Source organism: Aliirhizobium cellulosilyticum (genome assembly GCF_014198105.1).
GTDB classification, from domain to species: Bacteria; Pseudomonadota; Alphaproteobacteria; order Rhizobiales; family Rhizobiaceae; genus Neorhizobium; species Neorhizobium cellulosilyticum.
On the sequence record NZ_JACIGW010000001.1, the window covers coordinates 1,439,329 to 1,464,028 of the forward strand.

At 59.2% G+C, this 24,700-nt stretch carries 24 protein-coding genes and 1 tRNA gene; 11 read left to right on the forward strand and 14 right to left on the reverse strand.

All coding sequences use genetic code 11. The annotated features are described in order from the left end of the window. Positions 1-73: 73 nt before the first annotated feature. Entirely contained in the window at positions 74-703 is a 630-nt protein-coding gene (locus GGE33_RS06750) for a MarC family protein (RefSeq protein ID WP_183821674.1), read from the reverse strand. Positions 704-928: 225 nt separating this feature from the next. Here GGE33_RS06750 and gyrA point away from each other — a divergent pair, with 225 nt between their 5' ends. Beyond that, the gene (gene gyrA, locus GGE33_RS06755; RefSeq protein ID WP_183821675.1) at positions 929-3,766 is read left to right on the forward strand and encodes a DNA gyrase subunit A; all 2,838 of its coding nucleotides are present in this window, start codon (positions 929-931) and stop codon (positions 3,764-3,766) included. Between the two features lie 304 nt (positions 3,767-4,070). Here the strand turns inward: gyrA and GGE33_RS06760 are convergent, their stop codons facing one another. After that, complete coding sequence (locus tag GGE33_RS06760) at positions 4,071-4,247, reverse strand: hypothetical protein (protein ID WP_183822475.1); 177 nt, start codon at positions 4,245-4,247, stop codon at positions 4,071-4,073. Positions 4,248-4,660: 413 nt separating this feature from the next. Here GGE33_RS06760 and coaD point away from each other — a divergent pair, with 413 nt between their 5' ends. The 6 genes from coaD (at position 4,661) to GGE33_RS06790 (ending at position 9,191) form a co-directional block, all read left to right on the forward strand. After that, positions 4,661-5,155 carry a pantetheine-phosphate adenylyltransferase gene (gene coaD, locus GGE33_RS06765; protein ID WP_183821676.1) on the forward strand — a complete coding sequence of 165 codons (495 nt, stop codon included), beginning with the start codon at positions 4,661-4,663 and terminating at the stop codon, positions 5,153-5,155. Between the two features lie 25 nt (positions 5,156-5,180). Next, complete coding sequence (locus tag GGE33_RS06770; RefSeq protein ID WP_183821677.1) at positions 5,181-5,747, forward strand: peptidylprolyl isomerase; 567 nt, start codon at positions 5,181-5,183, stop codon at positions 5,745-5,747. A 60-nt stretch (positions 5,748-5,807) separates the two neighbouring features. Beyond that, a complete protein-coding gene (locus GGE33_RS06775; protein ID WP_148144361.1) occupies positions 5,808-6,317 on the forward strand; it encodes a peptidylprolyl isomerase in 510 nt (169 codons plus the stop codon). 85 nt (positions 6,318-6,402) lie between these two features. Next, on the forward strand, positions 6,403-7,485 hold the full coding sequence (queA, locus tag GGE33_RS06780) for a tRNA preQ1(34) S-adenosylmethionine ribosyltransferase-isomerase QueA (protein WP_183821678.1): 1,083 nt from the start codon (positions 6,403-6,405) through the stop codon (positions 7,483-7,485). Continuing rightward, on the forward strand, positions 7,486-8,619 hold the full coding sequence (gene tgt / locus GGE33_RS06785) for a tRNA guanosine(34) transglycosylase Tgt (RefSeq protein ID WP_148144363.1): 1,134 nt from the start codon (positions 7,486-7,488) through the stop codon (positions 8,617-8,619). Between the two features lie 14 nt (positions 8,620-8,633). Beyond that, complete coding sequence (locus GGE33_RS06790) at positions 8,634-9,191, forward strand: regulatory protein RecX (RefSeq protein ID WP_394353612.1); 558 nt, start codon at positions 8,634-8,636, stop codon at positions 9,189-9,191. Between the two features lie 13 nt (positions 9,192-9,204). On the opposite strand, the gene GGE33_RS06795 is transcribed toward GGE33_RS06790, so the two are convergent. Next, a complete protein-coding gene (locus GGE33_RS06795; protein WP_148144364.1) occupies positions 9,205-9,630 on the reverse strand; it encodes a DUF4864 domain-containing protein in 426 nt (141 codons plus the stop codon). A 195-nt stretch (positions 9,631-9,825) separates the two neighbouring features. On the opposite strand from GGE33_RS06795, the gene GGE33_RS06800 reads away from it, so the two are divergent. The 3 genes from GGE33_RS06800 (at position 9,826) to GGE33_RS06810 (ending at position 12,231) form a co-directional block, all read left to right on the forward strand. Then, positions 9,826-10,971 (forward strand): MFS transporter, encoded by a 1,146-nt coding sequence (locus GGE33_RS06800; protein WP_148144365.1) that lies wholly within the window; start codon positions 9,826-9,828, stop codon positions 10,969-10,971. Between the two features lie 136 nt (positions 10,972-11,107). Next, positions 11,108-11,692 carry a J domain-containing protein gene (locus tag GGE33_RS06805; protein WP_183821679.1) on the forward strand — a complete coding sequence of 195 codons (585 nt, stop codon included), beginning with the start codon at positions 11,108-11,110 and terminating at the stop codon, positions 11,690-11,692. Positions 11,693-11,739: 47 nt separating this feature from the next. Next, positions 11,740-12,231 carry a GNAT family N-acetyltransferase gene (locus GGE33_RS06810; protein ID WP_183821680.1) on the forward strand — a complete coding sequence of 164 codons (492 nt, stop codon included), beginning with the start codon at positions 11,740-11,742 and terminating at the stop codon, positions 12,229-12,231. A gap of 156 nt (positions 12,232-12,387) precedes the next feature. Here GGE33_RS06810 and GGE33_RS06815 read toward each other — a convergent pair whose 3' ends face one another. The 8 genes from GGE33_RS06815 to GGE33_RS06850 all read right to left on the reverse strand — a co-directional run bounded on the left by GGE33_RS06815 (position 12,388) and on the right by GGE33_RS06850 (position 20,954). Further along, the gene (locus GGE33_RS06815) at positions 12,388-12,927 is read right to left on the reverse strand and encodes a YidB family protein (protein ID WP_183821681.1); all 540 of its coding nucleotides are present in this window, start codon (positions 12,925-12,927) and stop codon (positions 12,388-12,390) included. A gap of 419 nt (positions 12,928-13,346) precedes the next feature. Next, entirely contained in the window at positions 13,347-14,189 is an 843-nt protein-coding gene (locus GGE33_RS06820; RefSeq protein WP_183821682.1) for an MBL fold metallo-hydrolase, read from the reverse strand. Between the two features lie 3 nt (positions 14,190-14,192). Continuing rightward, the gene (locus tag GGE33_RS06825; RefSeq protein WP_183821683.1) at positions 14,193-14,975 is read right to left on the reverse strand and encodes a TatD family hydrolase; all 783 of its coding nucleotides are present in this window, start codon (positions 14,973-14,975) and stop codon (positions 14,193-14,195) included. A gap of 73 nt (positions 14,976-15,048) precedes the next feature. Further along, the gene (metG, locus tag GGE33_RS06830; RefSeq protein ID WP_148148432.1) at positions 15,049-16,605 is read right to left on the reverse strand and encodes a methionine--tRNA ligase; all 1,557 of its coding nucleotides are present in this window, start codon (positions 16,603-16,605) and stop codon (positions 15,049-15,051) included. Positions 16,606-16,722: 117 nt separating this feature from the next. Further along, on the reverse strand, positions 16,723-17,754 hold the full coding sequence (locus GGE33_RS06835; protein WP_183821684.1) for a DNA polymerase III subunit delta': 1,032 nt from the start codon (positions 17,752-17,754) through the stop codon (positions 16,723-16,725). After that, complete coding sequence (gene tmk, locus GGE33_RS06840) at positions 17,751-18,416, reverse strand: dTMP kinase (protein WP_183821685.1); 666 nt, start codon at positions 18,414-18,416, stop codon at positions 17,751-17,753. Before tmk ends, GGE33_RS06835 begins: the two co-directional genes overlap by 4 nt. A gap of 87 nt (positions 18,417-18,503) precedes the next feature. Next, positions 18,504-19,673, reverse strand: coding sequence for a D-alanyl-D-alanine carboxypeptidase family protein (locus GGE33_RS06845; RefSeq protein WP_183821686.1), 1,170 nt, complete (start codon positions 19,671-19,673; stop codon positions 18,504-18,506). A gap of 162 nt (positions 19,674-19,835) precedes the next feature. Then, positions 19,836-20,954: a septal ring lytic transglycosylase RlpA family protein gene (locus GGE33_RS06850; protein WP_183821687.1), complete on the reverse strand. Its 1,119-nt coding sequence runs from the start codon at positions 20,952-20,954 to the stop codon at positions 19,836-19,838. A 380-nt stretch (positions 20,955-21,334) separates the two neighbouring features. Between GGE33_RS06850 and GGE33_RS06855 the strand changes: the two genes are divergently transcribed. Further along, positions 21,335-21,424, forward strand: a tRNA-Ser gene (locus tag GGE33_RS06855). A 122-nt stretch (positions 21,425-21,546) separates the two neighbouring features. Here GGE33_RS06855 and GGE33_RS06860 read toward each other — a convergent pair. From GGE33_RS06860 to GGE33_RS06870, 3 genes are read right to left on the reverse strand one after another with little or no spacing between them, the layout of a single operon-like run. Beyond that, positions 21,547-22,212, reverse strand: a complete 666-nt coding sequence (locus GGE33_RS06860) for an NAD-dependent epimerase/dehydratase family protein (protein WP_183821688.1) — start codon at positions 22,210-22,212, stop codon at positions 21,547-21,549. Between the two features lie 59 nt (positions 22,213-22,271). After that, positions 22,272-23,306: an AraC family transcriptional regulator gene (locus GGE33_RS06865; protein ID WP_183821689.1), complete on the reverse strand. Its 1,035-nt coding sequence runs from the start codon at positions 23,304-23,306 to the stop codon at positions 22,272-22,274. A gap of 12 nt (positions 23,307-23,318) precedes the next feature. After that, positions 23,319-24,170, reverse strand: coding sequence for an oxidoreductase (locus GGE33_RS06870; protein ID WP_183821690.1), 852 nt, complete (start codon positions 24,168-24,170; stop codon positions 23,319-23,321). Positions 24,171-24,700 lie beyond the last annotated feature (530 nt).

Here is a 24,700-nt window from a genome sequence, read left to right on the forward strand (position 1 = left end):
GGAATCTTTGGCGGCGCCTGCTTCTATCAGAAGCAACTGATTTGTCGTCTGTCAAAAGACCGATGTCGGCAGTTCACAGATTGAAGGCTGCGCGAACGCCATCCACCACGAATTGCACGGAGAGTGCGGCCAGCAACACACCGAGAAGTCGGGTCAGGATCGCGCGGCCGGTAACGCCGAGAATGCGGTCCAGCCGTTCGGCAAGCAGAAGCGTCACATAGAGAATAAGCATCATCAGTGCGATGACGGAGATCAGAAGCGCGCGGTCAAATGGGCTCGTGAACGTGCCGGCAAGCAGAACCGTGGCGGAAATTGCGCCGGGGCCGGCAATCAGCGGGATAGCCAGAGGAAATACGGCAAGGTCCCGGATATGGTCGATGGTGATGGCCGCCTGCGAGGTCTTTTCCTTGCGCTCCTGCCGCTTCTCGAAGACCATTTCAAAGGAAATCCAAAACAGCAGCATGCCACCTGCTATGCGGAACGCTCCCATCGAGATGCCGAGCAGGCCGAGCACGCCGGCGCCGAACAGCGCGAACACGGTCAGGATGCCGAAGCCGATGATCGAGCCGCGCAGGGCCACCTGCTTGCGTTGTACAGCCGTCATGCCGACCGTAAGGCCAAGGAAGACCGGGGCGAGGCCGGGTGGGTCCAGCGTCACCAGCATTGTCGTCATTGCGTTGATCAGCGCATCGGCCGTCGCCATGTATAATTTCCCCGATAGGTCGAGTTCCTTGCGAACACGATGGATGATTGTTAGGACAGTCCCGGCTTAACGGGAAGTCAGGACCTTTGCCGCGCTTGCGGTGATGGACAAAGTCTTGCCTTGAATGGCGTCGAAAGCTGTTCAAAACCCTCGCGGAAATTGGCGCTCGTTACCTCTTTCCGTTATAAAAATGCAACTGATTCCGTACAGAGATCGTGATCCGATTTGACTGAGCAAAGCACACCCGGCGGCGGAAAGCTGCCCCCAGGCATCGAACCCATTTCCATCATGGAGGAGATGCAGCGCTCCTATCTCGATTACGCCATGAGCGTCATCGTCAGCCGCGCCCTTCCTGATGTTCGTGACGGCCTGAAGCCGGTCCATCGCCGCATTCTCTACGGGATGAACGAGCTGGGGCTCGACTGGAACAAGAAATACGTCAAGAGCGCCCGTGTCACCGGTGACGTGATGGGTAAATACCATCCGCACGGCGACTCGGCGATCTATGACGCTTTGGCCCGTATGGCGCAGGACTGGTCCTTGCGCATGCCGCTGATCGACGGTCAGGGCAATTTCGGCTCGATCGACGGCGATCCGCCGGCGGCCCAGCGCTACACCGAGTGCCGTTTGGAAAAGGTGGCGCATGCGCTGCTCGACGACCTCGACAAGGAAACAGTCGATTTCCGCGACAACTACGACGGCACCATGTCGGAGCCGGTCGTGGTTCCGGCCAAGTTCCCCAACCTGCTGGTCAATGGCGCAGGCGGCATCGCCGTCGGCATGGCCACCAATATCCCGCCGCACAATCTTTCGGAAGTCATCAACGGCTGTATCGCGCTGATTGATAATCCGGCGATCGAGCTGCCCGAGATGATGGAAATCATCCCCGGTCCGGATTTTCCGACCGGCGCAATGATTCTCGGCAAGAACGGTATTCGCTCGGCTTATGAGACGGGCCGCGGCTCGGTCATGATGCGCGGCCTTGCCACGATCGAGCCTATGCGCGGCGACCGCGAGCAGATCATCATCACCGAAGTTCCCTATCAGGTGAACAAGGCTACGATGATCGAAAAGATGGCCGAACTGGTCAAGGACAAGCGCATCGAGGGCATTTCCGACCTGCGCGACGAGTCTGACCGCCAGGGCTACCGCGTCGTCATCGAGTTGAAGCGTGACGCAAACGCTGACGTCATCCTCAACCAGCTTTACCGCTACACGCCGCTGCAGACCTCTTTCGGCTGCAACATGGTGGCGCTGAACGGCGGCAAGCCGGAACAGCTGACGCTGCTCGACATGCTGCGCGCCTTCGTGTCCTTCCGTGAGGAAGTCGTCAGCCGCCGCACGAAATACCTGCTGCGTAAGGCCCGCGAACGCGCCCACGTCTTGGTCGGTCTCGCCATCGCCGTCGCCAATATCGACGAAGTCATCCAGCTGATCCGTCGTGCACCCGATCCGGCAACGGCCCGTGAGCAGTTGATGACCCGCCGCTGGCCGGCACATGACGTGGAATCGCTGATCCGCCTGATCGACGATCCGCGCCACAGGATCAACGAGGACGCGACCTACAATCTTTCCGAAGAGCAGGCGCGTGCCATCCTAGAACTGCGTCTTGCCCGCCTGACCGCACTCGGCCGCGATGAAATCGCCGACGAGTTGAACAAGATCGGCGCCGAGATTTCCGATTATCTCGACATCCTGTCGTCGCGGGTTCGCATCCAGACCATCGTCAAGGATGAGCTCGCAGCCGTCCGTGACGAATTCGGCACGCCGCGCCGCACCCAGATCATGGATGCCGGCCTCGACATGGACGATGAAGACCTCATCGCCCGCGAAGACATGGTCGTCACGGTATCGCATCTTGGCTATATCAAGCGCGTGCCGCTTGCGACCTATCGCGCCCAGCGTCGTGGCGGCAAGGGCCGCTCCGGCATGGCGACGCGTGACGAGGATTTCGTCTCGCGCCTGTTCGTGGTCAACACCCATACGCCGGTTCTGTTCTTCTCTTCGCGTGGCATCGTCTACAAGGAAAAGGTCTACCGCCTGCCGGTCGGCACGCCGCAATCGCGCGGCAAGGCGCTGATCAACATGCTGCCGCTGGAACCCGGAGAACGCATCACCACCATCATGCCGCTGCCCGAGGATGAGAATTCCTGGGAAAACCTCGACGTCATGTTCGCGACAACGCGCGGTACGGTTCGCCGTAACAAGCTGTCCGATTTCGTTCAGGTCAACCGCAACGGCAAGATCGCCATGAAGCTCGAGGAAGAGGGTGACGAAATCCTCTCCGTCGAGACCTGCACGGCGCCGAACCATGATCTCGCCATTCCGGGTGATGACGTGCTTCTGACGACGGCACTTGGCCAGGCAATCCGCTTCCCTGTCGATGAGGTCCGCGTGTTCGCCGGCCGCAACTCGATCGGTGTCCGCGGTATCAATCTGGCCGATGGCGACCGCATCATCTCGATGACCATCGTCAACCATGTCGATGCTGAGCCGTGGGAGCGTGCTGCCTATCTGAAGCGCTCCGCCGCAGAACGTCGCGCTGCGGGTGTCGACGAGGAGGATATTGCTCTGGTCGGTGAGGAAGTCACCGAAGAGGGACAGCTCTCCGATGAACGTTACGAATACCTGAAGTCCCGTGAGCAGTTCGTTCTGACCGTGTCGGAAAAGGGTTATGGCAAGCGTTCATCCTCTTACGACTTCCGGACCTCGGGCCGTGGCGGCAAGGGTATCCGCGCCACCGACACGTCCAAGACCGCGGAAATTGGCGAACAGGTTGCGGCCTTCCCGATCGACGAAGCAGACCAGATCATGCTCGTTTCCGATGGCGGTGTTCTGATCCGCGTTCCGGTAAACGGCATTCGTATCGCCAGCCGCGCGACAAAGGGCGTCACGATCTTCTCGACCGCCAAGGATGAGAAGGTGGTTTCCGTCGAGCGTATCAGCGAGCCGGAAGGTGACGAGGAAAATGGCGTCGAGGGCGAAGAGGAAAACGGCATCGATGCCGCAGGCACCGCTTCCGCCGAAAATCCGGCGCCGGAAGGTGATGATAGCGGCGCGTGATGCGCGCCGTTTGATCCCAACTTGAAGTCAGATACGAAAAAAGCCGGAGAACATGTTCTCCGGCTTTTGAATTTTAACTGTCTGACACTCTGTGGTGACTTGTGACCTCTGCAGCGCCTGAGGTGAGGTTTCAATCAAAAGGCGCTGTGTCTGCGAGCGAAATCCTCAATGTCTCCGCGCGGGCGGTGAAGCGCGGAAACCATCAGAGTCACTGACGCGATACACAGACTGCTGATCAGAACTGCAAGAATTGCTAGAGTGTCGAACATGACCTGCCTCCGAGGGTCAGGCCCGTTCGGCCTGATTAATAGTAGGAAACGTCCTGATAACGACCCGACATCTGCGAGTAGTTCATCTCCGACGGATCGGACTTGTTCTGGTAAAGGGTTACCGTCGCGGTCAGCATGACTGCGATCATGGACGTCCAGACGACATTGATCATGGTGACCTTGTCGAGCGCCATCGGGTTCCGCTTAAACATATCCGCATTCCTTCTTAACTGGCCCGGCGCATCAAGCACACACGGGTTCCACCGCATTTTGAGAGAAACTTAACTGAACGCCTCTGAAGCCTGCCTGAAAGGGCTGTTCATCTGGCGTTCATCTTTTGCATTTGTCAGGCGTCGTTCTGTTCCAGGGCGAAAAGGGCGCCTTCGATGAGAAACGCTGCAAGAACAGCACCAAGAACGACCATAACCAGCATTTTTCTCTCCATGATCGGGCAGGAAGCCCTGCCGCTGATGTGGAGTAAAACAAACTGCCGCTGAAACGACCTTGAATGGCCCGTTCATCTTGCATTCACGGCATCGATAGCCTCTGACCCTTGCAGACGAGGGGGCGACGTGACAAAAGGCCGGGGAATCTTAATCGGCAAAGTCAGGGGCTGGGCCTAGGCATGACGACCGCTTTCTATCCCGGATCCTTCGATCCGATGACGAACGGGCATCTGGATGTTCTGGTTCAGGCACTGCAGGTCGCTGACCGCGTCATCATCGCGATCGGCGTTCATCCCGGCAAGACACCGCTGTTTTCCTTCGAGGAACGGGCAGAACTGATCCGTGCGTCGCTCAAGGAAGCGCTGCCGGAAAAGGCTGCCAATATAGATGTCGTGTCCTTCGACCGCCTCGTTGTAGATGCTGCCCGCGCAAATGGTGCAAAACTTCTGATCCGCGGCCTGCGTGACGGGACGGATCTGGACTACGAAATGCAGATGGCCGGCATGAACCGCCAGATGGCGCCTGACGTTCAGACTGTCTTCCTGCCGGCAGGCACCGCGTCGCGGCCCATAACCGCCACATTGGTCCGTCAGATCGCGGCCATGGGCGGCGATGTGGCCGCTTTTGTACCGCCAACCGTGCTCGCGGCCTTGAAATCGAGATTTGCTCGCTGATTTGTTCAGAAACACGGAGTTTCCAATGAAATTGCTTCACTCTGCCTTTGCCTGTCTGGTCGCCTTCGCATCCATGGCGGGTGCCGCCTATGCTGACGATCTCCTGACTATCCAGTTGAAGGACGGTCCGGTCGTCATCAAGCTTGCGCCGGAAGTTGCGCCGAAGCACGTTGCCCAGATAGAAGCGCTCGCCTCCAAGGGCGAGTACGACAACGTTGTCTTCCACCGCGTCATCGATGGCTTCATGGCCCAGACGGGCGATGTCGAATTCGGCAAGCAGGGCGGTGCGAAATTCAACCCCAAGCGTGCCGGCATGGGCGGCTCCGAGATGCCGGATATTCCGGCGGAATTTTCGAAGGTCCCGTTCAAGCGCGGCACCGTCGGTATGGCGCGGTCTCAGAGCCCGAACTCGGCCAATTCGCAGTTCTTCATCATGTTTGACGAAGGTGCTTTCCTGAACGGCCAGTATACGGTCGTCGGTCAGGTCCAGTCGGGCATGGAATTCGTCGACAAGATCAAGCGCGGCGAGGGCGGCAATGGCGAAGTCAGCAACCCCGACAAGATGATCAAGGTCACGGTCACCAAGAAGTAACGGCACAAAGCCGCGATTTTCCACTAGAAGAAAGCCCGAGAGGCAAGCAAGGAGATACACATGGCGGAGATCAAGGATCCCGAAAACACCCTCATCATGGAAACCACCAAGGGCAAGGTCGTGATCTCGCTTCTGCCGGACCTCGCTCCGGGCCACGTTGCCCGCATCAAGGAACTGGCTCGCGAAGAAGCCTATGACGGCGTAGTCTTCCACCGCGTCATCCCGGATTTCATGGCACAGACCGGCGACGTCAAGTTCGGCAAGAAGGGCGGCGAAAGCTTCAACCCGTCGCGCGCCGGCATGGGCGGTTCCGAAAAGCCGGACCTGCAGGCTGAATTCTCGGCTGTTCCGCACGTTCGCGGCACCTGCTCCATGGCCCGTTCGCAGAACCCGAACTCCGCCAACTCGCAGTTCTTCATCTGCTTCACCGACGCTCCGTGGCTGAACAAGCAGTATTCGGTCTGGGGCCAAGTCATCGAAGGCATGGACATCATCGACCAGATCAAGAAGGGCGAGCCGGTACAGGATCCGGATTCGATCGTCTCGGTCCGCGTCGCAGCCGACGTTTAAGTCGAGCTTTCGCCTTTGGCCCGCTCCGTTCCTTTAAAGGACGGGGCGGGCTTCCGCATTTCAAGAACAGGCCCGAAACTACACCATGCGTGTCGAACTTTTCGATTTCGATCTGCCGGAAGAAAACATCGCTCTGCGGCCCGCAAACCCGCGTGACAGCGCGCGTTTTCTCGTCGTGCGCCCGGATGCCGACCTGGTTCTCGCGAATCACCGTGTTTCCGAACTGGCGGACTTCTTGGAACCCGGCGATGCGCTGGTGTTCAACGATACCAAGGTCATTCCGGCGCAGCTCGAGGGCATCAGGCACCGCGAAGGCGCGGGCGGCCAGCAGGTTTCGGCAACGCTGCATATGCGCAGTGAGCCCGATGTCTGGAAGGCATTCGCCAAGCCCGGCAAACGCATCAAGATCGGTGATCGTATCGAATTTGGTCACTCGGCGGAGACATGTCAGCTCGGCTCGTTGATGGCGACGGTGGAAGAGAAAGGCGAGGGCGGTGAGGTTACGCTCCGCTTCGATCTTTCCGGCACGGCGCTCGACGAGGCGATCATGTCCGTCGGCCATATCCCGCTGCCGCCCTATATCGCCGCCAAGCGTGCGGAGGATGCAAAGGATCGGCAGGATTACCAGACCATCTATGCCCGCGAGGACGGAGCCGTTGCGGCCCCCACCGCCGGCCTGCATTTCACACCTGATCTTTTCGCGAAGCTCGATGCCGCCGGCATCGAACGGCATTTCGTCACGCTGCATGTCGGCGCGGGCACCTTCCTGCCGATGAAGGTGGATGATACGGTCGACCACAAGATGCATCAGGAAATCGGGTATGTGAGCGCCGAAACTGCTGCAAAGCTCAACGCCGTGAAGGCGAGGGGCGGGCGCATCATCTGTGTCGGCACGACCTCGCTGCGGCTGATCGAAAGCGCCGCCGTCGATGGCGGCACGATCGAGCCGTGGAGCGGCCCGACCGGCATCTTCATCACACCCGGCTACCGCTTCAAGGCGGTGGACATGCTGATGACCAATTTCCACCTGCCGAAATCCACCCTGTTCATGCTCGTCTCGGCCTTTTGCGGCCTGGAGACGATGCAGGACGCCTATGCCCATGCCATCAAGACAGGTTATCGCTTCTATTCCTACGGCGATTCCAGCCTGCTATTTCGGAAAGACTAGATGAGCACCGAGAATTTCCAGTTCACCCTGAAGAAGACCGACGCCGGCGCGCGCCTTGGCGAAGTCTCCATGCCGCGCGGCACGATCCGTACTCCCGCCTTCATGCCGGTCGGCACCGTCGGCACGGTCAAGGCGATGTATCTCGACCAGGTCAAGGACACCGGCGCCGATATCATCCTCGGCAATACCTATCACCTGATGTTGCGCCCCGGCGCTGAGCGCGTCGCGCGCCTCGGTGGCCTGCACAAGCTGATCCGCTGGGATGGTCCGATCCTAACGGATAGCGGCGGTTTCCAGGTCATGTCCTTGTCCGGCCTGCGCAAGCTCGACGAGAAGGGCGTCACCTTCAAGAGCCATGTCGATGGTTCGCTGCACCATATGTCGCCGGAACGCTCTATCGAGATCCAGGGTCTGCTCGGTTCCGACATCCAGATGCAGCTCGACGAATGTGTGGCACTGCCGGCCGAGCCGCAGGAAATCGAACGCGCCATGGAACTGTCGTTGCGCTGGGCCGAGCGCTGCCGCGTTGCCTTCGGCGATCAGCCGGGCAAGGCGATGTTCGGAATCGTTCAGGGCGGCGATCAGCCGGCCCTGCGCATCCGCTCCGCCGAAGGCCTGAAGCAGCTAGATCTCAAGGGCTATGCTGTGGGTGGTCTGGCAGTCGGCGAACCGCAGGATGTCATGCTCTCGATGCTGGAAACGACGCTTCCCGTTCTGCCGACCGAAAAGCCGCGTTACCTGATGGGCGTCGGCACGCCGGACGATCTTCTAAAGTCCGTTGCCCGTGGTATCGACATGTTCGACTGCGTCATGCCGACCCGCTCCGGCCGACATGGTCTGGCGTTCACCCGCCGCGGCCGCGTCAACATCCGCAATGCCCGCCATGCCGAAGACATGCGCCCGCTGGACGAAGAGTCCAACTGCCCGGCCGCACGTGATTATTCCCGCGCCTATCTGCATCACCTCATTCGCTCCGACGAGGCGCTGGGCGGCATGCTGCTCTCCTGGAACAACCTGAACTACTATCAGGACCTGATGAAGGGCATCCGCCAGTCGATCGAGGAAGGTCGGTTCGCCGACTTCTACGCCGAAACCCAGGAAAACTGGGCCAAGGGCGATATCGCCCCACTCTAAGGAGTTTTGTCGGCGTGAGCGGAGAGAGCGAGCAGGATCAGGCAATCGTTGTCACGCCACGCATGCTGGCTTGGGCGCGCAATTCCGCCATCTATCGGCTGTCGCGCAGGATGATGTCCGAACGCGAGCTGGCCGACGCCATCAAGCGAAAGGCCAGGCAGAAGTTCGAGGATATTTCCGACGAAGACCTGCAGATCTTGGCTGCGGCCGCGCTCGAATGCGGCCGTACACTGGGCTGCCTCGATGATGCGAATTATGCCGAGACCAAGGTTCGTTCGGGCGTGCGGACGGGGCGCTCACGGCGCATGCTGCAACGAAAGCTGCAGGAGAAAGGCATAACCTCAGAAACCGCTGCGGTCGCCCTTGAAGATGCCGACGATCTCCAGGCCGCGCTCGCCTATGCGCGACGCCGCGGCTTCGGGCCCTATCGGCGCGAGCACGCCGATGAAAAGCGGATCCTCAAGGAATTGTCTTCACTCGCGCGTAACGGCTTCGGTTCCCATATAGCCCGGCGCGTTATCGGTCTCAGTCGAGAGGATGCGGACGAGATGTTGTCGGCCGCGCCGCTTTAGCAACGGTTTCTCGTCAGATGCCGGTGCTCGTTGAGTTTTTCATCATCCTGACGCCATTCACCTTGTAGGTGCCGTCGTCCATCAGCCGCATTTCGTAGATCGCGGTCCAGTCCTTGCCGCCCGGCCCGGTGATCATCACCTCCTGAAACACCATCTCGCCGCCGCCGACCAGTTTAGAGCGGCCGAAGGCATAGTTTCCTGCGTGATAGACTGCCTCGTAATTTTTCTGCACCATAGTCAGGAATGCATTCTCGTCGGGATACATCATCCGGATATCGGGGGAGGCGTATGAATAAGCCTTCTCCGCATCGTCCCGCATCAGCGCCCTTATTTGTTCCGAAATCACCGACTGGGCCTGCAATGCAGGGTCCTCGGCATGGACGACAGGAGGAGCGACAAGCACCAGAGTAGCAACCAGCGAAGCAAAGCGAGCGACCATCAGACGTTCTCCAGCAAGAAGATTGATGGTAGCGCGTTTCTGACCGCTGAAAAGATGGGCATGCGAATTTTATCGGCAGATCGCGTAATTGAAGCCGGCTGCTTTGTAATGCAGGGCAGGGTCCTGTCATACGCGCTTGTTGTTCCCGTGACCTTTTGCGACGAATGCCGTGCCTGATTCGATCGGATACCCTTTATGACTCTTCTGCCCCCGGCCTTGCTCTATTTCAGCAATGCCATTCTCTTCATTTCACTGTTCACCCGCCTGCCTTCCATCCAGGAAACCCTTCAAGTCGACAAGGCGGTGCTCGGCCTCGCGCTGCTCAGCGCTCCCATCGGAACCTTTCTTGCCCTGCCGATCGCCGGCCGCATCACCGATCGCCTGACGCCGCGTCTGACCGCCGTCACCATGCTGCCGATCGTTGCGCTTTTGAGCCCGCTGCTGACGATCTTTCCGCTGCCGGGTTTCATCTTTTGTTTCTTTCTTTTCGGATTTTTCCGTACCATTTTCGACGTCGCGGCAAACATGATCTCCGCCGGCATCGAGGCGCGCACGGGCGTCAAGGTCCTCTCCCGCAGTCACGGTTTCTGGTCGGTCGGCCTTCTGGTCGGCTCGCTTGCATCCGGTTTTCTGGCGGAGGAGGGGATTTCCCCGACAATCCAGCAGAGCATGGCGGCTGCGCTTGTTCTTCTTGCCTGTCTCACGGTCTTCCTGTTGACGCCCGCCGACCCGCCGGCCGTACCCACGACAAAACGTCGCTCCGCCTATGTCCTGCCGGATCGCACTATCCTGCTGATCTGCGTCATGGTCTTCGGTCTCTGCATTGTCGAGGGCGCGATTTATGACTGGGGCATCTTCTTCCTGCGTGAGGAATTGCGCGTAGACCCGGCGCTCGCCGGCACGCTCTACGCCGCATTCACCATCGGCATGGGCCTGACCCGCATGATGGGCGACATGCTGCGCGATCGTTTTGGCGCGCTGGCTCTGATCCGCATGTCGGCAGTGACGGTCGCGGTCGGCATCGTGCTTCTGGTCTCGTCTCCATCCTACATATATGCGGGCGTGGCACTCTTCCTGATTGGCTGCGGTATCGCTCTGGCCTTCCCGCTGGCAGTTGCCACCACCATCGCGCTCGGCAAGGGCCAGCCATCGGAAAACCTGGCGGCTCTCGCCCTGACCTTGATGTTGTCCACCATCGGCGTTCCACCGCTTCTCGGCTTCATTGCCGAGCATGTGAGCCTGACCGCGACTTTCCTGGTGCTTCTGCCCTGCGTTTTCATAAGTTTCCTGATGGCACCGGTTGCGGAAGGTAAACGCCCGTTTCGCTTCAGAAAACAATAATTGTGGGCAAAGCCGGGCAGGGTGGGAAGCCGCCCATAATTGGCCATAAGAATGGGTAAGGGGTTGAGCCATCGAGGCTTAACGCTTACGACTAAGATTGCTCCAAGCATGACATGCCGAAGACAGGTGACGCTCCTTGATCGACCCCTATGACATTCTGGGCCTTTCGCGAGACGCAGATAACGCGGCGGTAAAATCCGCCTACAGGAAGCGTGTGAAAACGGCTCATCCGGACGCAGGTGGCGACCAGGAGGCTTTCGGCGACCTGAAGCGGGCTTATGAACTGCTGCTCGATCCCGTGCGCCGCAAGGTTTTCGACGATACCGGCTATGATCCGGAACTGGCGGATACCAGGGACCTTCAGGGGCTCGTCATTCTGGAAACGCTCGTCAACGAGATGATCCTCGACGAGCGCGAGCCTGGTTCATTCGATCCCGTCGCCTCCATGCGCCGCAAGTTGACCGACCGGATCGTCAGCGCACGTTTCCATATCCTGGAAATGGAACGGCATCGCGCCCGCATCCGCAATCACATGGACCGGATGGGCCGCAAGCCCGGAACCGACGTGCTGGGGCGCATGCTGAAGGCGCGTTGCGAGACGATCGGCGAGGCGATTTCGAAGTCCGAAGCCGAGATCAAGACGATCGAACAGGCCTATGGCATGCTCGACGGTTATGCCTACGAGCTCGAAATTCCCGAAATCCAGGACGCCGCCGAATAAGTTCGGCAGCCTCATCCAGCTTTTAAACTGAATTCCGGAGACGATTGATGTCACTCTCTATTCGCCCCGCCACGCGTGGTGATGCCGCAACCCTGCTTGGCTTCATTCGCGAACTTGCGATCTATGAAAAAGCCGAGCACGAAGTGGCAGCAACCGTCGAGACGATCGAACAGTCGATCTTCGGTCCCCGCTCGGTGACGCAGGCGCTGATCTGCGAAAAGGACGGGCAAGCGATCGGCATGGCGATCTGGTTCTTCAACTATTCCACCTGGCAAGCCCGCAACGGGTTGTATCTGGAGGACCTCTATGTGACGCCCAGCGCGCGAGGTTTTGGAGCCGGCAAGGCATTGCTGCAGCGACTGGCCCAGATTGCACTGGAAAATGGCTGCGGCCGTTTCGAATGGAGCGTACTCGACTGGAACGAACCGGCAATCAAGGTCTATGATGCCATCGGTGCCGAACCGCAAAATGAATGGATCCGCTACCGGCTCGCCGGAGATGCGTTGACCGCTCTCGCCGAAAAGCGGGCAGGGCCTTAAGCCTCTGCCTCACGCGATCCGAGGAGACATGCTCAAAAACACGACTTGCATCGCTTTTTCGAGTATGCCGCGGCTTTAATACAATTGTTTTTAACGGGAGATTTCGGCCGACATGACGTGATGTTGCAAGGCTCGCTCTCTCGCGGACGCAGGATTTCAGACGGTCCTAAAATCCCCGTCGTCACGGGGTAGGTGGCCGCCCGGCGTCAGATCGTCGATCGCACGCGGCAGATCCTTGCTCAGGCGCGCGAGGATCTCTTCTCGCGAAAGGCCGGTCTTCGTCGAAAGCTCTTCGAGCACGTCGGGTCCGATTGCCTGTTCGAGTTGAACGTCGTCGATATCCTCGTTAGCGCCTGGATTTACCCAGGATTCGGCCTTTTCTCCAAGCCCGTTCTGCTGGAACGTCTTCAACAGATCGCCCAGACCGCCGCTGAGAATCCCGCCGGACGCAAGTCCGCCAAGAAGGCCGCCCAAGCCACCGAGCCCACCGGCACCGCCGCCGCCGGCTAACTTGCCGAACAGATCATCGAGTCCGGCCGTCTGAGGCTGTGGCGATCGACCATCCGGTTGCGCGATATTCGGATCTCCAGCCTGAGGGTTCTGTATTCCGCGCAGCATTTCCGCGATCTTGTCTCTGTTCTGATATCCGGCGACCGCAAGAACGCCGAGCAATGCTTTCAATTGACCACTCACCATAGCTCTTTCCTCCATTTTGCGAGCCTCACGAGCGAGGCGCTGACGAGTTCAAAATCATCAGGTTTGAAACGCCGGTTTGCAACGAATTGGCATGCACGACTTAAACAAGCAGAGTTAGCCAATCCGAACATCAGTTCAGCAGAACAAAGGTCAAACTGGCCACTTGGTCATTTAGGACAGGCTTATATATTTTCCATCGACTGGACGAAGTTTGTCTGAGTTCCCGAATTCATCGGGCAGGGCGAAGGCTGCGACAAACGAGTTAGGTTAAACGTAAAGTGCAACACGGAGAGAATGTCTTCGTCGCACTTCATCCTTGAACCCAGCCTAGCCACATACGAATATCGCATAAGATAGATTATGGAACAAACGAATACGGCCGAACTAGCAGAGACTTGCGTAGATCCCTTGAGACGTCCTTACAACTCGTTGCCCGGCACAGCGATCTCGAAACTCAATCCGTCATATGCTGGCTCCACATGATCCGGCGTTTCGTTCATCACGGTCTGATAGTCGAGCGGAATATGCATATGCGTGAGAATGGCGCGCTTAGCGCCAAGGCGTGCGATCCAGTCGAGAGCCTGCTCCAACGAGAGATGGCTCGGATGCCGCTTATATTGCAGCGCGTCGATGATCAGTATGTCGAGCCCGGAAAGCCGCTCGATGCTCTCTACCGGAAAATCGCTGACATCCGTGCAGTAAGCGACGTCACCGATCCTGAAACCCAGCGAATGAACGTCGCCATGGGCCTGCATATGCGCATGGAACCGGATCGGTCCGCCGGCGCCGTCGACCACGATCTCGTCGTCAAGATTTTCGATCAGAACCGGCGTCACGATCGGCGGATAATTTCCGCCGGGCGGCGTTTCCAGGCAATAGCCGAAGCCTTGGTGGATGCGTTCCATCGTCAGCGGATCGGCGTAGATCGGTATCCGGTGCTTCTGCAAGAGAACGTAGCCACGCAGGTCATCGATGCCATGCAGATGGTCGGCATGGGCATGCGTGTAGAGAACGGCGTCGATGCGCGGCACCCTGGCCGCAATCATCTGCTCGCGAAAATCCGGCCCGGTATCGACAGCGACGATCGTACGGCCGCCATCCGGAGCGATCTGCTCGATGAGAAAGGCCGTGCGCGTGCGCCTGTTCTTGGGATTTTCGGGATCGCAAGCGCCCCAGTCACCATTCAGCCGCGGCACACCCGGAGATGACGAACAGCCCAGAATGGTGAATCGCCTGCGGTATCCGGTTGCTACCTCTGGCACGCTTTAAAGCCTCGGCATCTTGGAGAAGCAGCGGAATGCGTTTTCCGTCGTGATCGTCGCCATCTCGTCGCAGCTGACGCCATGGACCTCGGCCAGAACCTCGGCCGTATTGACCACATAGGATGGCTCGTTACGTTTGCCGCGCCAGCGCTTCGGCGCCAGGAACGGCGCGTCTGTTTCCACCAGAAGGCGGTCCAGCGGCACGGTTTTTGCTATGTCGCGGATATCCTGGGATTTCGGAAAGGTCAGGATGCCGGAGAAGGATACGTAGCCACCCAGTTCAATACCGGCACGGGCGAGGTCGGGTCCGGCCGAGAAGCAATGCAGGATGAAGGGAAATGCCCCCTTCCCGCTTTCCGCGGTCAGGATTTCGATCATGTCCTCGTCGGCACTTCGGCTATGGATGACCAGCGGAAGTTTTGTGACACGCGCCGCTTCGATATGCCGGGCAAGACCGGTCTTCTGGTCCGCCGGCGTCTGCGTGTCATAGAAATAGTCGAGGCCGGCTTCGCCGATCGCCACGATCTTCTCATGTGAATTGGCAAGGCGGATCAGGTCTTCCGCCTGGATATCCAGTTCCTCGCCGGCATTGTTCGGGTGCGTGCCCACAGAGCAGAAAACGGACGGGTATTTTTCAGCAATTGCCAGCAGCGTCTCGAGTTTCTTTACGCGCGTGGAGATCGTCACCATCTGCTTCACGCCGGCCTGATGCGCTCGCTCGATGAGCAGGTCGCGCTCCTCATCGAACTCGGCAAAATCCAGATGGCAATGGGTATCGATCAGCATGGACACGTTATTCAAACCTTGACTGCAATATGGGCGACGATCCGGCGGACATGCCGGACCGTCCTTTTCTTTCTCAGGCCGTTGCCTCGGGCGCGACATAACGTGGGAAGACCGGCGTCGGTGCTTCAAGCACGGTGCCCGGCTTCAGGCGTCCGGCTTCGCCCAGTGTTGCGAAATCCCGTGCGTCCGCAGAAGCGGCGACCAGATTGAGCAGCTTGGTCGATGATTCCGGCATGAACGGCTGCAGTAGAATGGCGATCTGGCGCACGACCTCGGCCGTGACATAAAGAACCGTACCCATCCGCTCCGGATCGGTCTTCTTCAGCGACCATGGCTGCTGCCCGGCGAAATAACGATCCGTTTCGGAGACGACGGCAATGATCGCCGCCAGCGCCTTGTGGATCATCTGCTTGTCCATCTCCTCGCGGCAGGTGGCAATCAGCGCATCGGCAGAGGCAAGCATCTCACGGTCGGCCTCGGTCAGTTCGCCCGGCGTCGGGATCTGGCCGTCGCAATTCTTGACGATCATCGACAGCGAACGGCTGGCAAGGTTGCCGATACCGTTGGCAAGGTCGGCATTGATACGGATACCGATCGCCTCTTCGCTGCAGAAACCATCCTGGCCGAACGAGATCTCGCGCATCAGGTAATAGCGGATCGCGTCGAGGCCAAAATGTTCGATCAGCTCGAACGGATCGAGCACGTTGCCGAGCGACTTCGACATCTTCTCGCCACCCTTGGCCAGCACGAAACCATGCGCATAGACGCGCTTGGGCAACGGCAGCTTGGCCGACATCAGGAAGGCGGGCCAGTAGACCGTGTGGAAGCGGATGATGTCCTTGCCGATGATATGCGCATCCGCCGGCCAGAATTTCGCCCGCGGACCGTTTTCATCAGTCAGAAGGCCGGTCGCGGTCACATAATTGGTCAACGCATCGACCCACACATACATTACATGTTCCGGATCGTTGGGAACCTTCACGCCCCAGTCGAAGGTCGTGCGCGAGATCGAAAGATCCTTCAGGCCGGATTTGACGAAGGAAATGATCTCGTTGCGACGCTCGGCCGGGCCGATGAAGTCGGGCTGTTCCTCGTAAAGCTTCAGCAGCCGGTCCTGATAGGCCGAAAGCTTGAAGAAGTAGCTCGACTCCTCAACCCACTCGACCGGCGTCCCCTGCCCGCCGTAACGCACGCCGTCGCGAACTTCCGTTTCGTCCTCGGCGTAATAGGCTTCATCACGGACGGAATACCAGCCGGCATAGCTGTCCTTGTAGATGTCGCCATTGTCGGCCATCCGGTTCCACATGATCTGGCACGCCTCATGATGGCGCAGCTCAGTGGTGCGGATGAAATCGTCGTTAGAGGCGTTGAGTACCTTGCCCATGGCGCGGAATTCATTGGAATTGCGCTCCGCTAGCTCTTCAGGCGAAATGCCTTCCTTGCGTGCGGTCTGCTGCATCTTCTGGCCATGTTCGTCAGTACCGGTCAGGAAGAAGACGTCTTTTCCATCAAGGCGCTGGAAGCGCGCCATGGCATCGGTCGCGATAAGTTCGTAGGCATGGCCGATATGCGGCTTGCCGTTCGGATAGGAAATCGCGGTGGTGATGTAGAAAGGCGTCTTGTCGGACATCGATACACTCGGAAAATGGTTTTTCGCGGCACAGCGGCGCGGGTCATGCCGCTCTTAGCGCATGTTTGCCTGATGCGAAACCCAAACTTCCTTATGGGAGCCGTTAACGGCCGATCGTCAGGCCGCTTTTGCTGCTTCCAGGATAGACAGAAGCGTCTGTTTCTTGTCGAGATTATAGGCGGTCGACACAGTGATTTTCTCGACGATCTCGCTGACCAGCTTCGCCCGCTTATCGGCAATCGCCAATTGCCCCTGCAACGCCGCGCCACGGGCCTGTTCCACGAGATACTCGCTTAAGTGCTCGAGGAAGAAGGTGAAGATCACTTCGCTGTCCTTGCCCGACAGGACATCGGCCAGCCGATGCATGGCCTTGCGTGCAGAAGGTCCCTCTCCGGCGACAATCTCGTCGAATGCGGCGATGATGTCGAGCCCGCCATAATTCTTCAGCTTCAGTGCGCGCGAGACGCTGCCCTTGGCCAACCGCTGCACCGACTCGGCCGTCTGGCCGCCGTCGATCGATTGTCCGAGCGCAGTCAGAGACTGGCGCAACTCGCTGTCGCCGAGCGGTGACAGCTTGAGTGTCTGGCAGCGAGAGCGGATCGTCGGCAGAAGCTTGCCGGGCGCGTGCGACAGAACCAGAAACATGGCCCCGCGCGGTGGTTCTTCCAAAATCTTCAGGATCGCGTTGGCCGCATTCCTGTTCAGGTCATCGGCGGGATCTATGATGACGATGCGCCGGTTACCGGTGCCCGAGGTCTGCGAGAAAAAATGCCCTGCCCGCCTTACCTCGTCGACGGTGATTGCACTCTTCACCTTGCCGGTCTTGTCGTCCACAGGCCGCGTCAGGTGCAGCAGGTTATGGGAAGCCCCCGACAGGATCTGCCGGCTGATCGGCGTGGACGGATCGGGATCCGGAATTGTCACCGGGGCAAGCCCCGGCTCTGGATTGGAAAGCACGTAGTTTGCGAACCGGAACGCAAGCGTCGCTTTACCGATCCCTTCCGGCCCCTCGATCAGTATCGCATGATGCGACTTGCCGGTACGATAGCTACGCGCCAGAAACTCCTGCGCGCCCGAATGGCCGAATAGCTGCGTATTTGCAGCCGGGTGAATGGCTCCGTCCAGAACATTTGCGGCTGTATCGCTCACGAGACCTGCTCCGCGGCGACTGACGCCTCAGTCGCCGTTTCCACCAGCGTGAAAATCTCCTCGGCGATTTCGTCTTCCGGCCGACCTGCGTTTATAACCCGGCAGCGTCGCGGCTCGGCCGCCGCAATATCGAGATATGCCTGCCGCCGCTTTTCATGTGTATCGACCTCTTCCTTCTCAAAGCGATCGGGCGCGTCACTGCCGCCGCGGCGGCGTGCACGGGCAAGACCTGCCTCGGCCGGAAGATCGAGAATAAAGGTGAGGTCCGGCATGACGCCGTCTGTGGCGATGCGCTGAAGGGCTTCGATGAAGCCTGGCTCGAGATTTCCGGTGACGCCCTGATAGACTCGTGAGGAATCGACGAATCGATCGCAGAGCACGACTGCGCCCGTTTCCAGCGCAGGGCGAATAACCTCTTCGACATGATCGTTGCGGGCAGCGGCAAACAGGATAGCCTCCATGCGGACACCGAAGGTTTCGGCTGCTCCACTGAGGAGAACGTGCCGAACGGCTTCTGCGCCCGGAGATCCGCCCGGTTCGCGTGTCACCAGCACATCGTGACCGGCACGGCGAAGCCGATCGGCCAACCGACGGATCTGGGTCGACTTGCCGACCCCCTCGCCGCCCTCGAAGGTGATGAATATGCCCGAACGATCTGTCACGCTTGTCTTTGAACCTGTCTATGTCTGAACGGCATATAGCGCATCGGCCAGAAATTCGGAACGACTTTCGGCACGGCTCACTCGGCGTCAAAGCCAGAAGAACAGTAGCTCCATCAGGGCATCGCTTGCCTGAGCCCTGAGACCGCCGACCTCCACAGAAGCTGCGGCCTCAAGCGGGATTTCCCGGATCACCCTGTCGCCTGACGAGATTCGCAAGGTCGCGATCTCCCGTCCCTGGGCGACAGGCGCCCGCAGGGGCCAGTTGTAGACGATCCGTCCGGACAGCCTTTCCGGGTTGGTCTTCGGCGTGAAAATATCGACAGGTTCTCGCGTGACGAGGTCGACCTTGCTTTCGACACCTCCATATATGCTCGCCTGCCCGATCACCTCTCCCGCCTTAAAAACAACCCGGGTCTCGAACGAGGACAATCCCCACTCCAGAATGCGTCTGGCTTCATCTGTCCGCTCCTTGTCCGTGGCAAGGCCGCCGAGGGCGAGGAAGAGGCGCGTATTATCTCTCGCGACCGAAGCGGCTAGCGCATAACCTGTCCCTTCGGCAAAACCGGCCCCCAAACCGTCTACCCCCATATTAAGTGACAGAAGCGGGTTCTTGTTGCGCTGGAATATCTTGTTCCAGGCGAAATCCGGCTGCGCATAAAGAGGGTAATATTCCGGATAGTTTCGATAGAGATGCCGCGAAAGCTCAACCAGATCGCGCGCGGTCGTCCAACTTTCAGCATAAGGCAAACCTGTGGCGTTGCCGAATGTGGAACGCGCCAGACCGATATCCTTGGCCTTTGCCGTCATGCGGGCCGCAAATTCACCTTCGGAGCGCGCAATACCCTCCGCCAGAATGATACAGGCGTCATTGGCATTCTGGATGATCACGCCGCGCATCAGGTCGGCCACCGGCACCTGAGATTTCAACGCGGCAAACATTGTTGTCGTACCGGAAGGCGCACCGCCCGTGCGCCAGGCATATTCGCTGACCGGATATAGCGTCTCGGGTGAAATCGCGCCGCTTTTCAAGGCATCGAAAACGACTTCCATCGTCATCAGCTTGGCAAGCGATGCTGCCGGAAAGGACTGATTTTCGTTGACAGCCAAGAGCACGGTGCCCGTCGCTGCCTCAATGAGATACGCCTGCTTCGCCTTTGTCGCGAAAACGGGTTGCGCTTCCTGCGCCCATACGTTCCCTGCCGCCTGCAATGCGGTCGCAGCCAGCACAAAAAACCGAAGCAGAAAACTTCGCATCATTCCCCCGCAGTCCATCCGATTCATGCTCACAGTAGCGACAGGTCTTTTATGGTGAATTAAGAGCGGCATGGCATCCGTGAAAACAAAATCACCCCAAAAACCTTTCAGGCTTTCGGGGTGATGAAAAGTCAGTATCGTTTCGTGTTTCGACGATAGTCGGCGTCAATATTTCTGGCCGGGCTTTGGCGGCTCCAGCAGCACGTTGCCGAACATCACGCGTGTAACCTTGCCTTGCTGCGGTTCCGCTGCATAGGCGGTCTCAGTCGTTCGAGCCTGAACCGGTTGCTGAACACGCTGCACCGACTGAACGCGTTGCGCTGGCTTTGGCTGGCTTGGCGCCGACGCATAAGCAACAACGCGCTCCTGCTGGACGGGACGAGCGGCAGGAGCAGCCTTGCGCTCGACAGGCACGGGAGCGGCGCGCGTGACAGATGCGATCTGCGCAGTCTGCTGTTCGAACTTTTCGGCGACCGGGCGCTTGGCGGACGATGCGCTTGGGCTGCGTCCCGCATAGGCGGCGGCCGGCATGGACGAGCCGTAACTCTGCAACTGATCACCAAGGGGCTGGTTAGATGCAACCATTACCCCGCTCGCAATCTGGCCGCCGGGGTTGAACGACGGCAGGCGATCGCCCTTGCGAACATAGGACGCCATCAGGAACGGCATATCCTCGCCATCCATTCGCGCACGACCAAGATACTGGACATTAACTCGACCGGTACCGGTCTGCTTGATGTCGATCATCTCTGCGGTCTTGTCCGAAACGTCGATGATGCGACCCGGGTGATATGGCCCACGGTCGTTGACGCGAACGACGACGGACGAACCGGTATCGACATTGGTTACGCGGGCGTAGCTCGGGAGAGGAAATGTCGGATGCGCGGCAGAAAGATGCGAGCTGTCATACACTTCACCATTGGCGGTTAGACGACCGTGGAATGCCGAGCCATACCAAGACGCAAGGCCGGACTTGTTGTAGTTCGGGTCTTCCTTGGGCACGTAGGTCTTGCCCTTGACCTCATAAGGCTGTCCGACCATGAAGCGGCCACCGCCCTTCGGAACAGGCCTGCCGTCCGCAACAACGCGCGGGCTGGCCTTCACACCATATTCCGACTCAGCAAAATATTCCTTGCCGTGACCCTTCTTCTTCGGGGCTTCAGCCATCTTGGTCGAGGCACAGGATGCCATTGTCGCACACATTACGCTGATCCCAAGCCATTTAGACCAGAGGGAAAGTTTGCCGCCACTCAAACTCAAAGCTCGTCCGTCCCTATTTCGCATTGTGCGAATATGATGCAGGGCCTCGCAACCCGTACCATTCGCAACCACAACCCCACCCTCGTGAAACCACTTGGGCCTAATACTGGACAGGTTTTGCTTGGTTCGTGGCAGAAATGCGAACAAAATCTGTGGAATGGTTAAAATTCAAATGGTTATAGTTAACGAAAAGTAAATTAATTTCATTTTATTGCTGTTCCAATACGCAACGCGCCGAAACTTATACTTTGTCTTAACCTTTTCACATGCGACCGCAGCAAGAATCACCACCACACAAGGTTATGCCCCCCCAGCGCGGGACGCATGATTGTCGCCTTGGTGCCCTCCTATCATCGCAGCTGCCGTTGACGGGGCGATCAATGGACGATAAAGCGCAACAGTCTGGATGGGTGGCCGAGTGGTTTAAGGCAACGGTCTTGAAAACCGTCGTGCGGGGAACCGTACCGTGGGTTCGAATCCCACCCCATCCGCCACTCTCATCAAAACGTACGATTCTACGAACGGGTTACCGCCGATTGCCACCTTTTCCCGTCTAGAGGCAGATTTCTGGGGAAGTTCGCGTCAATGGATACGGGCCTGAAGCCCAATAGAGCTTTCAACGCCCAGACCCGGAAAGACGCCTGAGGCCGTCATTGTCGATGACGGTGACACCAGGATTCACATCGGCGATACGCTTAGCGATCGCATCCGCGACGGTCTCGGCGGGAATGGCTCCGTAGCGGGAGAGCTGGCCGGGCAAAATCGGCGTGAGAGCCGCGAAGATGCTCTGGCCGATCGCCTCCCACATGCGCCGTTCGTTGCGGTTTCCGATGAGAAAACCAGGGCGGATCAGGTCAACTTGCTCGAAGCCGAGACCGATGACCGCCTGCTCGATCTTGCCCTTTGTCTGGAGATAGAAACCGGGACCACCAGCGCCCGCCGAGGTCACAAGAATGAACTTGCGTGCACCAAGCGCCTTTGCGCCTTTCGCCACGGCGAGCACGTAATCATGGTCGACCCGGAACATGGCCGGCTGCGATCCGGCCGTGCGAATGGTCGTGCCGAGGCAGGAGATGGCGACATCGACGCCTTCGGCCGCGATCGGCCGCAACACCCGTTCAGGTGTCTCGCAAAGGTCTTCGTAGTCAATCGCCCGGCCCGGTGCCGATGACCCGCGCCGGATGAGGCTGACGAGATCGATATTGTCGTCTCCGGCAAGCCGTGCAGCCACGAGGCCGCCGACCAAGCCGGTACTGCCGGCGAGAAGAACGCGTTGAGGCATATTGTAGACTCCTTTGGCACGCTAGCGAGCGCCCGACTCTTGATGCAGTGGAGGTCGGCTCAATGGAGACCGGCGGTTCCGGCCGGGCCGAGCCTGTTCATGTTTATTTCACGCCAGCGGTTGGGCGACATTCCCTCCCATTCACGGAAGGCGCGGTAGAAGGAGGTCGTGTCCTGGTAGCCGAGCAGGCAGGCGACTTCGTCGATGTCGGTCTCTGGATCGGCAAGTAGATGACGGCCCAGATCCCGGCGCGCGTCGGACAGGAGGTCGCGGAAGGTCGCGCCCTCCCCGGTGATGCGCCGCTGAAGCGTCCTGTCGCTCATGCCGAGTTGCTTCGCCACGTCGGACAGGCCCGGCTGGCCGCTGGCGAGACTGCGCTTCAGCACGATCTTCACCTGCTCCTTTACCGAACTTTGCGCTTGCAGTTCGCCGAGCGCCGCGCTGAGGGCCGGCGTCAACATCTCCAGCATTTCGGGGTTGTGACCCGGGAACGGTCTGTCGAGGTCGGCCGCATTGAGCAACAGCAGATTGCGCGGTGCGCTGGTGCGGATAGGGGAGCCGAAATACTCCGCATGTGTCGCGCCGGCGGGCCCCGGTCGGGCAAGCTCCAGCCGGCGCGGCAAGATGTGCCGCCCGGTGGCGCGCCTTCCAAGCTCCACCAGCGTAGCGAAGGTTATGTCGACCGAAATCGCAGGCTCCGCGCCAGTGGCGAACGGCCATTCGGCGGATATGGTGCAATCTCCGTTCGCCTCGACGATCTGCAGGTGCTCCGGCGTGCACAGACGCTTGAAGCGCGCGAGCCGGGTCAAGCCGTCGCGATAGTCTCGGGCGTAGAAGGCGGCGAGGCTCGACGGCGGATGGACGGCCGTATCGACAGTCTGAACCATGCGGATGCCAAGTGCTGCATCGCCGGCCAGATCAGCCATCGCCTGCATCAGCGCAAAATACTGCGCCGTGGTGACGAAGGCCTGCGCGCCAAGATGTAGCGTCGCCGGCAGGCGCGCCTGCCGCAGCAGGGCTGCGGGACGGATTCCGAACTGCTCCGTCGCCCGCCAGAAGGCCTGCGGTATCTTGCACTTATCGACCTGCGCCATCGTCATTTCCTTCTATGCCTTCTGGGTCTTGAGCGCCTTCGAGATACCAGTCGCCATCCGCATCATGCCGTCGAAGGTCCGATCGGACAGCATGCCGCGCATGAAGATCATCGGCTTCGCACCGAAACCGATTGCGTAGCGGGTCTTCGGCCTGGCTGCGGTGACGGCCCTGGCAATGGTGTCGGCGATGATCTGCGGCGGTGACTGGCGCTTGACGCTGGCTTCACCGACCATGGATTCCGCCATGGCGTTGGCCTGCACCGCATAGGGACCGTGGCCCGAGGTCTCGCGCAGCTTGTCGGCGGCGATGCCGGTCCATTCGGTCCTGATACCGCCCGGTTCGATTACAACGACATCGATGCCGAAAGGCTGAACTTCCATGCGAAGGCAGTCGCTAATTGCCTCCAAGGCGAATTTGGTGCCGTGATACCAGGCACCAAGTGGGGTATGGATCTTGCCGCCCATCGACGTGATGTTGACGATCGTGCCCGAACGTTGGGCGCGCATGTGCGGTAGGGCCAATTGGATCAGCCGGACCGCGCCAAAGACGTTGACGTTGAACTGGGCGCGCGCCTCTTCCATTTGCACGTCCTCGACGGCACCATAGGAGCCGTAGCCGGCATTGTTGACGAGGACGTCGATGCGACCGAATTCGGCGATGATGGCTTCGATCCCTGCCTGCATGGAAGCGTCATCAGTCACGTCCATCGCCAGAATTTTGATACCGGACTGCGTCAGATGCTGCATGCGATCGACACGGCGAGCGGCGCCGTAAACCGTGTAGCCGAGGTCCTTGAGCTTGAGGGCAGTGGATTCCCCGATACCGGAAGAAGCGCCGGTGACAAGTGCGACTTTGTTGGCCATGTACCGGTTCCTTACGTTGGAAATTGTTGTTTTCAGAGCCCTAACTCGACCAGGCTGCGTATTCTGGAATGCAAACTAGCGGCATCAACACGTCATGGCATTGGCATTATATGCCACATAACTTGCGTATCGCGCCAACAGTCTGACGCCACATGCCGCGGTGGTGTCGCGCTCCAGAGTTTGTTGACTGTCTAGGCGTCACAGTCATCGAGAGAGGAAGAGAGAGACAACACCGGCCGACGATGGGTGATGCGACAGACGCTGGCGTGAGGCGGAAAGCGCCACCACTTTTGCATGAAGTGCCATTCGACACCTGCTGAAATGCATTCCGAGCTGAGGGACCGGCAGGTCAGGTCCGCCGAATTTCCGATATAGCAGCCACTTGCTACGCAAACACCGTCCAAAGGCTGCAAACTTCGTTTGGGAGCCAATGGGCATTCATGAGCAAACCGACCAAGCACCTCGCTCCCCCCGTCATTAATACAATCCGCCAAAAAACAAGACGTGTCGTTGACAGTCTAATACCTACG

Coding starts and splice junctions, on each gene's coding strand:
- GGE33_RS06750 (WP_183821674.1), bottom strand. CDS start 703: ATGGCGACGGCCGATGCGCTGATCAACGCAATGACGACAATGCTGGTG.
- GGE33_RS06760 (WP_183822475.1), bottom strand. CDS start 4,247: ATGTTTAAGCGGAACCCGATGGCGCTCGACAAGGTCACCATGATCAAT.
- coaD (WP_183821676.1), top strand. CDS start 4,661: ATGACGACCGCTTTCTATCCCGGATCCTTCGATCCGATGACGAACGGG.
- GGE33_RS06770 (WP_183821677.1), top strand. CDS start 5,181: ATGAAATTGCTTCACTCTGCCTTTGCCTGTCTGGTCGCCTTCGCATCC.
- GGE33_RS06775 (WP_148144361.1), top strand. CDS start 5,808: ATGGCGGAGATCAAGGATCCCGAAAACACCCTCATCATGGAAACCACC.
- queA (WP_183821678.1), top strand. CDS start 6,403: ATGCGTGTCGAACTTTTCGATTTCGATCTGCCGGAAGAAAACATCGCT.
- tgt (WP_148144363.1), top strand. CDS start 7,486: ATGAGCACCGAGAATTTCCAGTTCACCCTGAAGAAGACCGACGCCGGC.
- GGE33_RS06795 (WP_148144364.1), bottom strand. CDS start 9,630: ATGGTCGCTCGCTTTGCTTCGCTGGTTGCTACTCTGGTGCTTGTCGCT.
- GGE33_RS06800 (WP_148144365.1), top strand. CDS start 9,826: ATGACTCTTCTGCCCCCGGCCTTGCTCTATTTCAGCAATGCCATTCTC.
- GGE33_RS06810 (WP_183821680.1), top strand. CDS start 11,740: ATGTCACTCTCTATTCGCCCCGCCACGCGTGGTGATGCCGCAACCCTG.
- GGE33_RS06815 (WP_183821681.1), bottom strand. CDS start 12,927: ATGGTGAGTGGTCAATTGAAAGCATTGCTCGGCGTTCTTGCGGTCGCC.
- GGE33_RS06825 (WP_183821683.1), bottom strand. CDS start 14,975: ATGCTGATCGATACCCATTGCCATCTGGATTTTGCCGAGTTCGATGAG.
- metG (WP_148148432.1), bottom strand. CDS start 16,605: ATGTCCGACAAGACGCCTTTCTACATCACCACCGCGATTTCCTATCCG.
- GGE33_RS06845 (WP_183821686.1), bottom strand. CDS start 19,673: ATGATGCGAAGTTTTCTGCTTCGGTTTTTTGTGCTGGCTGCGACCGCA.
- GGE33_RS06850 (WP_183821687.1), bottom strand. CDS start 20,954: ATGCGAAATAGGGACGGACGAGCTTTGAGTTTGAGTGGCGGCAAACTT.
- GGE33_RS06860 (WP_183821688.1), bottom strand. CDS start 22,212: ATGCCTCAACGCGTTCTTCTCGCCGGCAGTACCGGCTTGGTCGGCGGC.
- GGE33_RS06865 (WP_183821689.1), bottom strand. CDS start 23,306: ATGGCGCAGGTCGATAAGTGCAAGATACCGCAGGCCTTCTGGCGGGCG.
- GGE33_RS06870 (WP_183821690.1), bottom strand. CDS start 24,170: ATGGCCAACAAAGTCGCACTTGTCACCGGCGCTTCTTCCGGTATCGGG.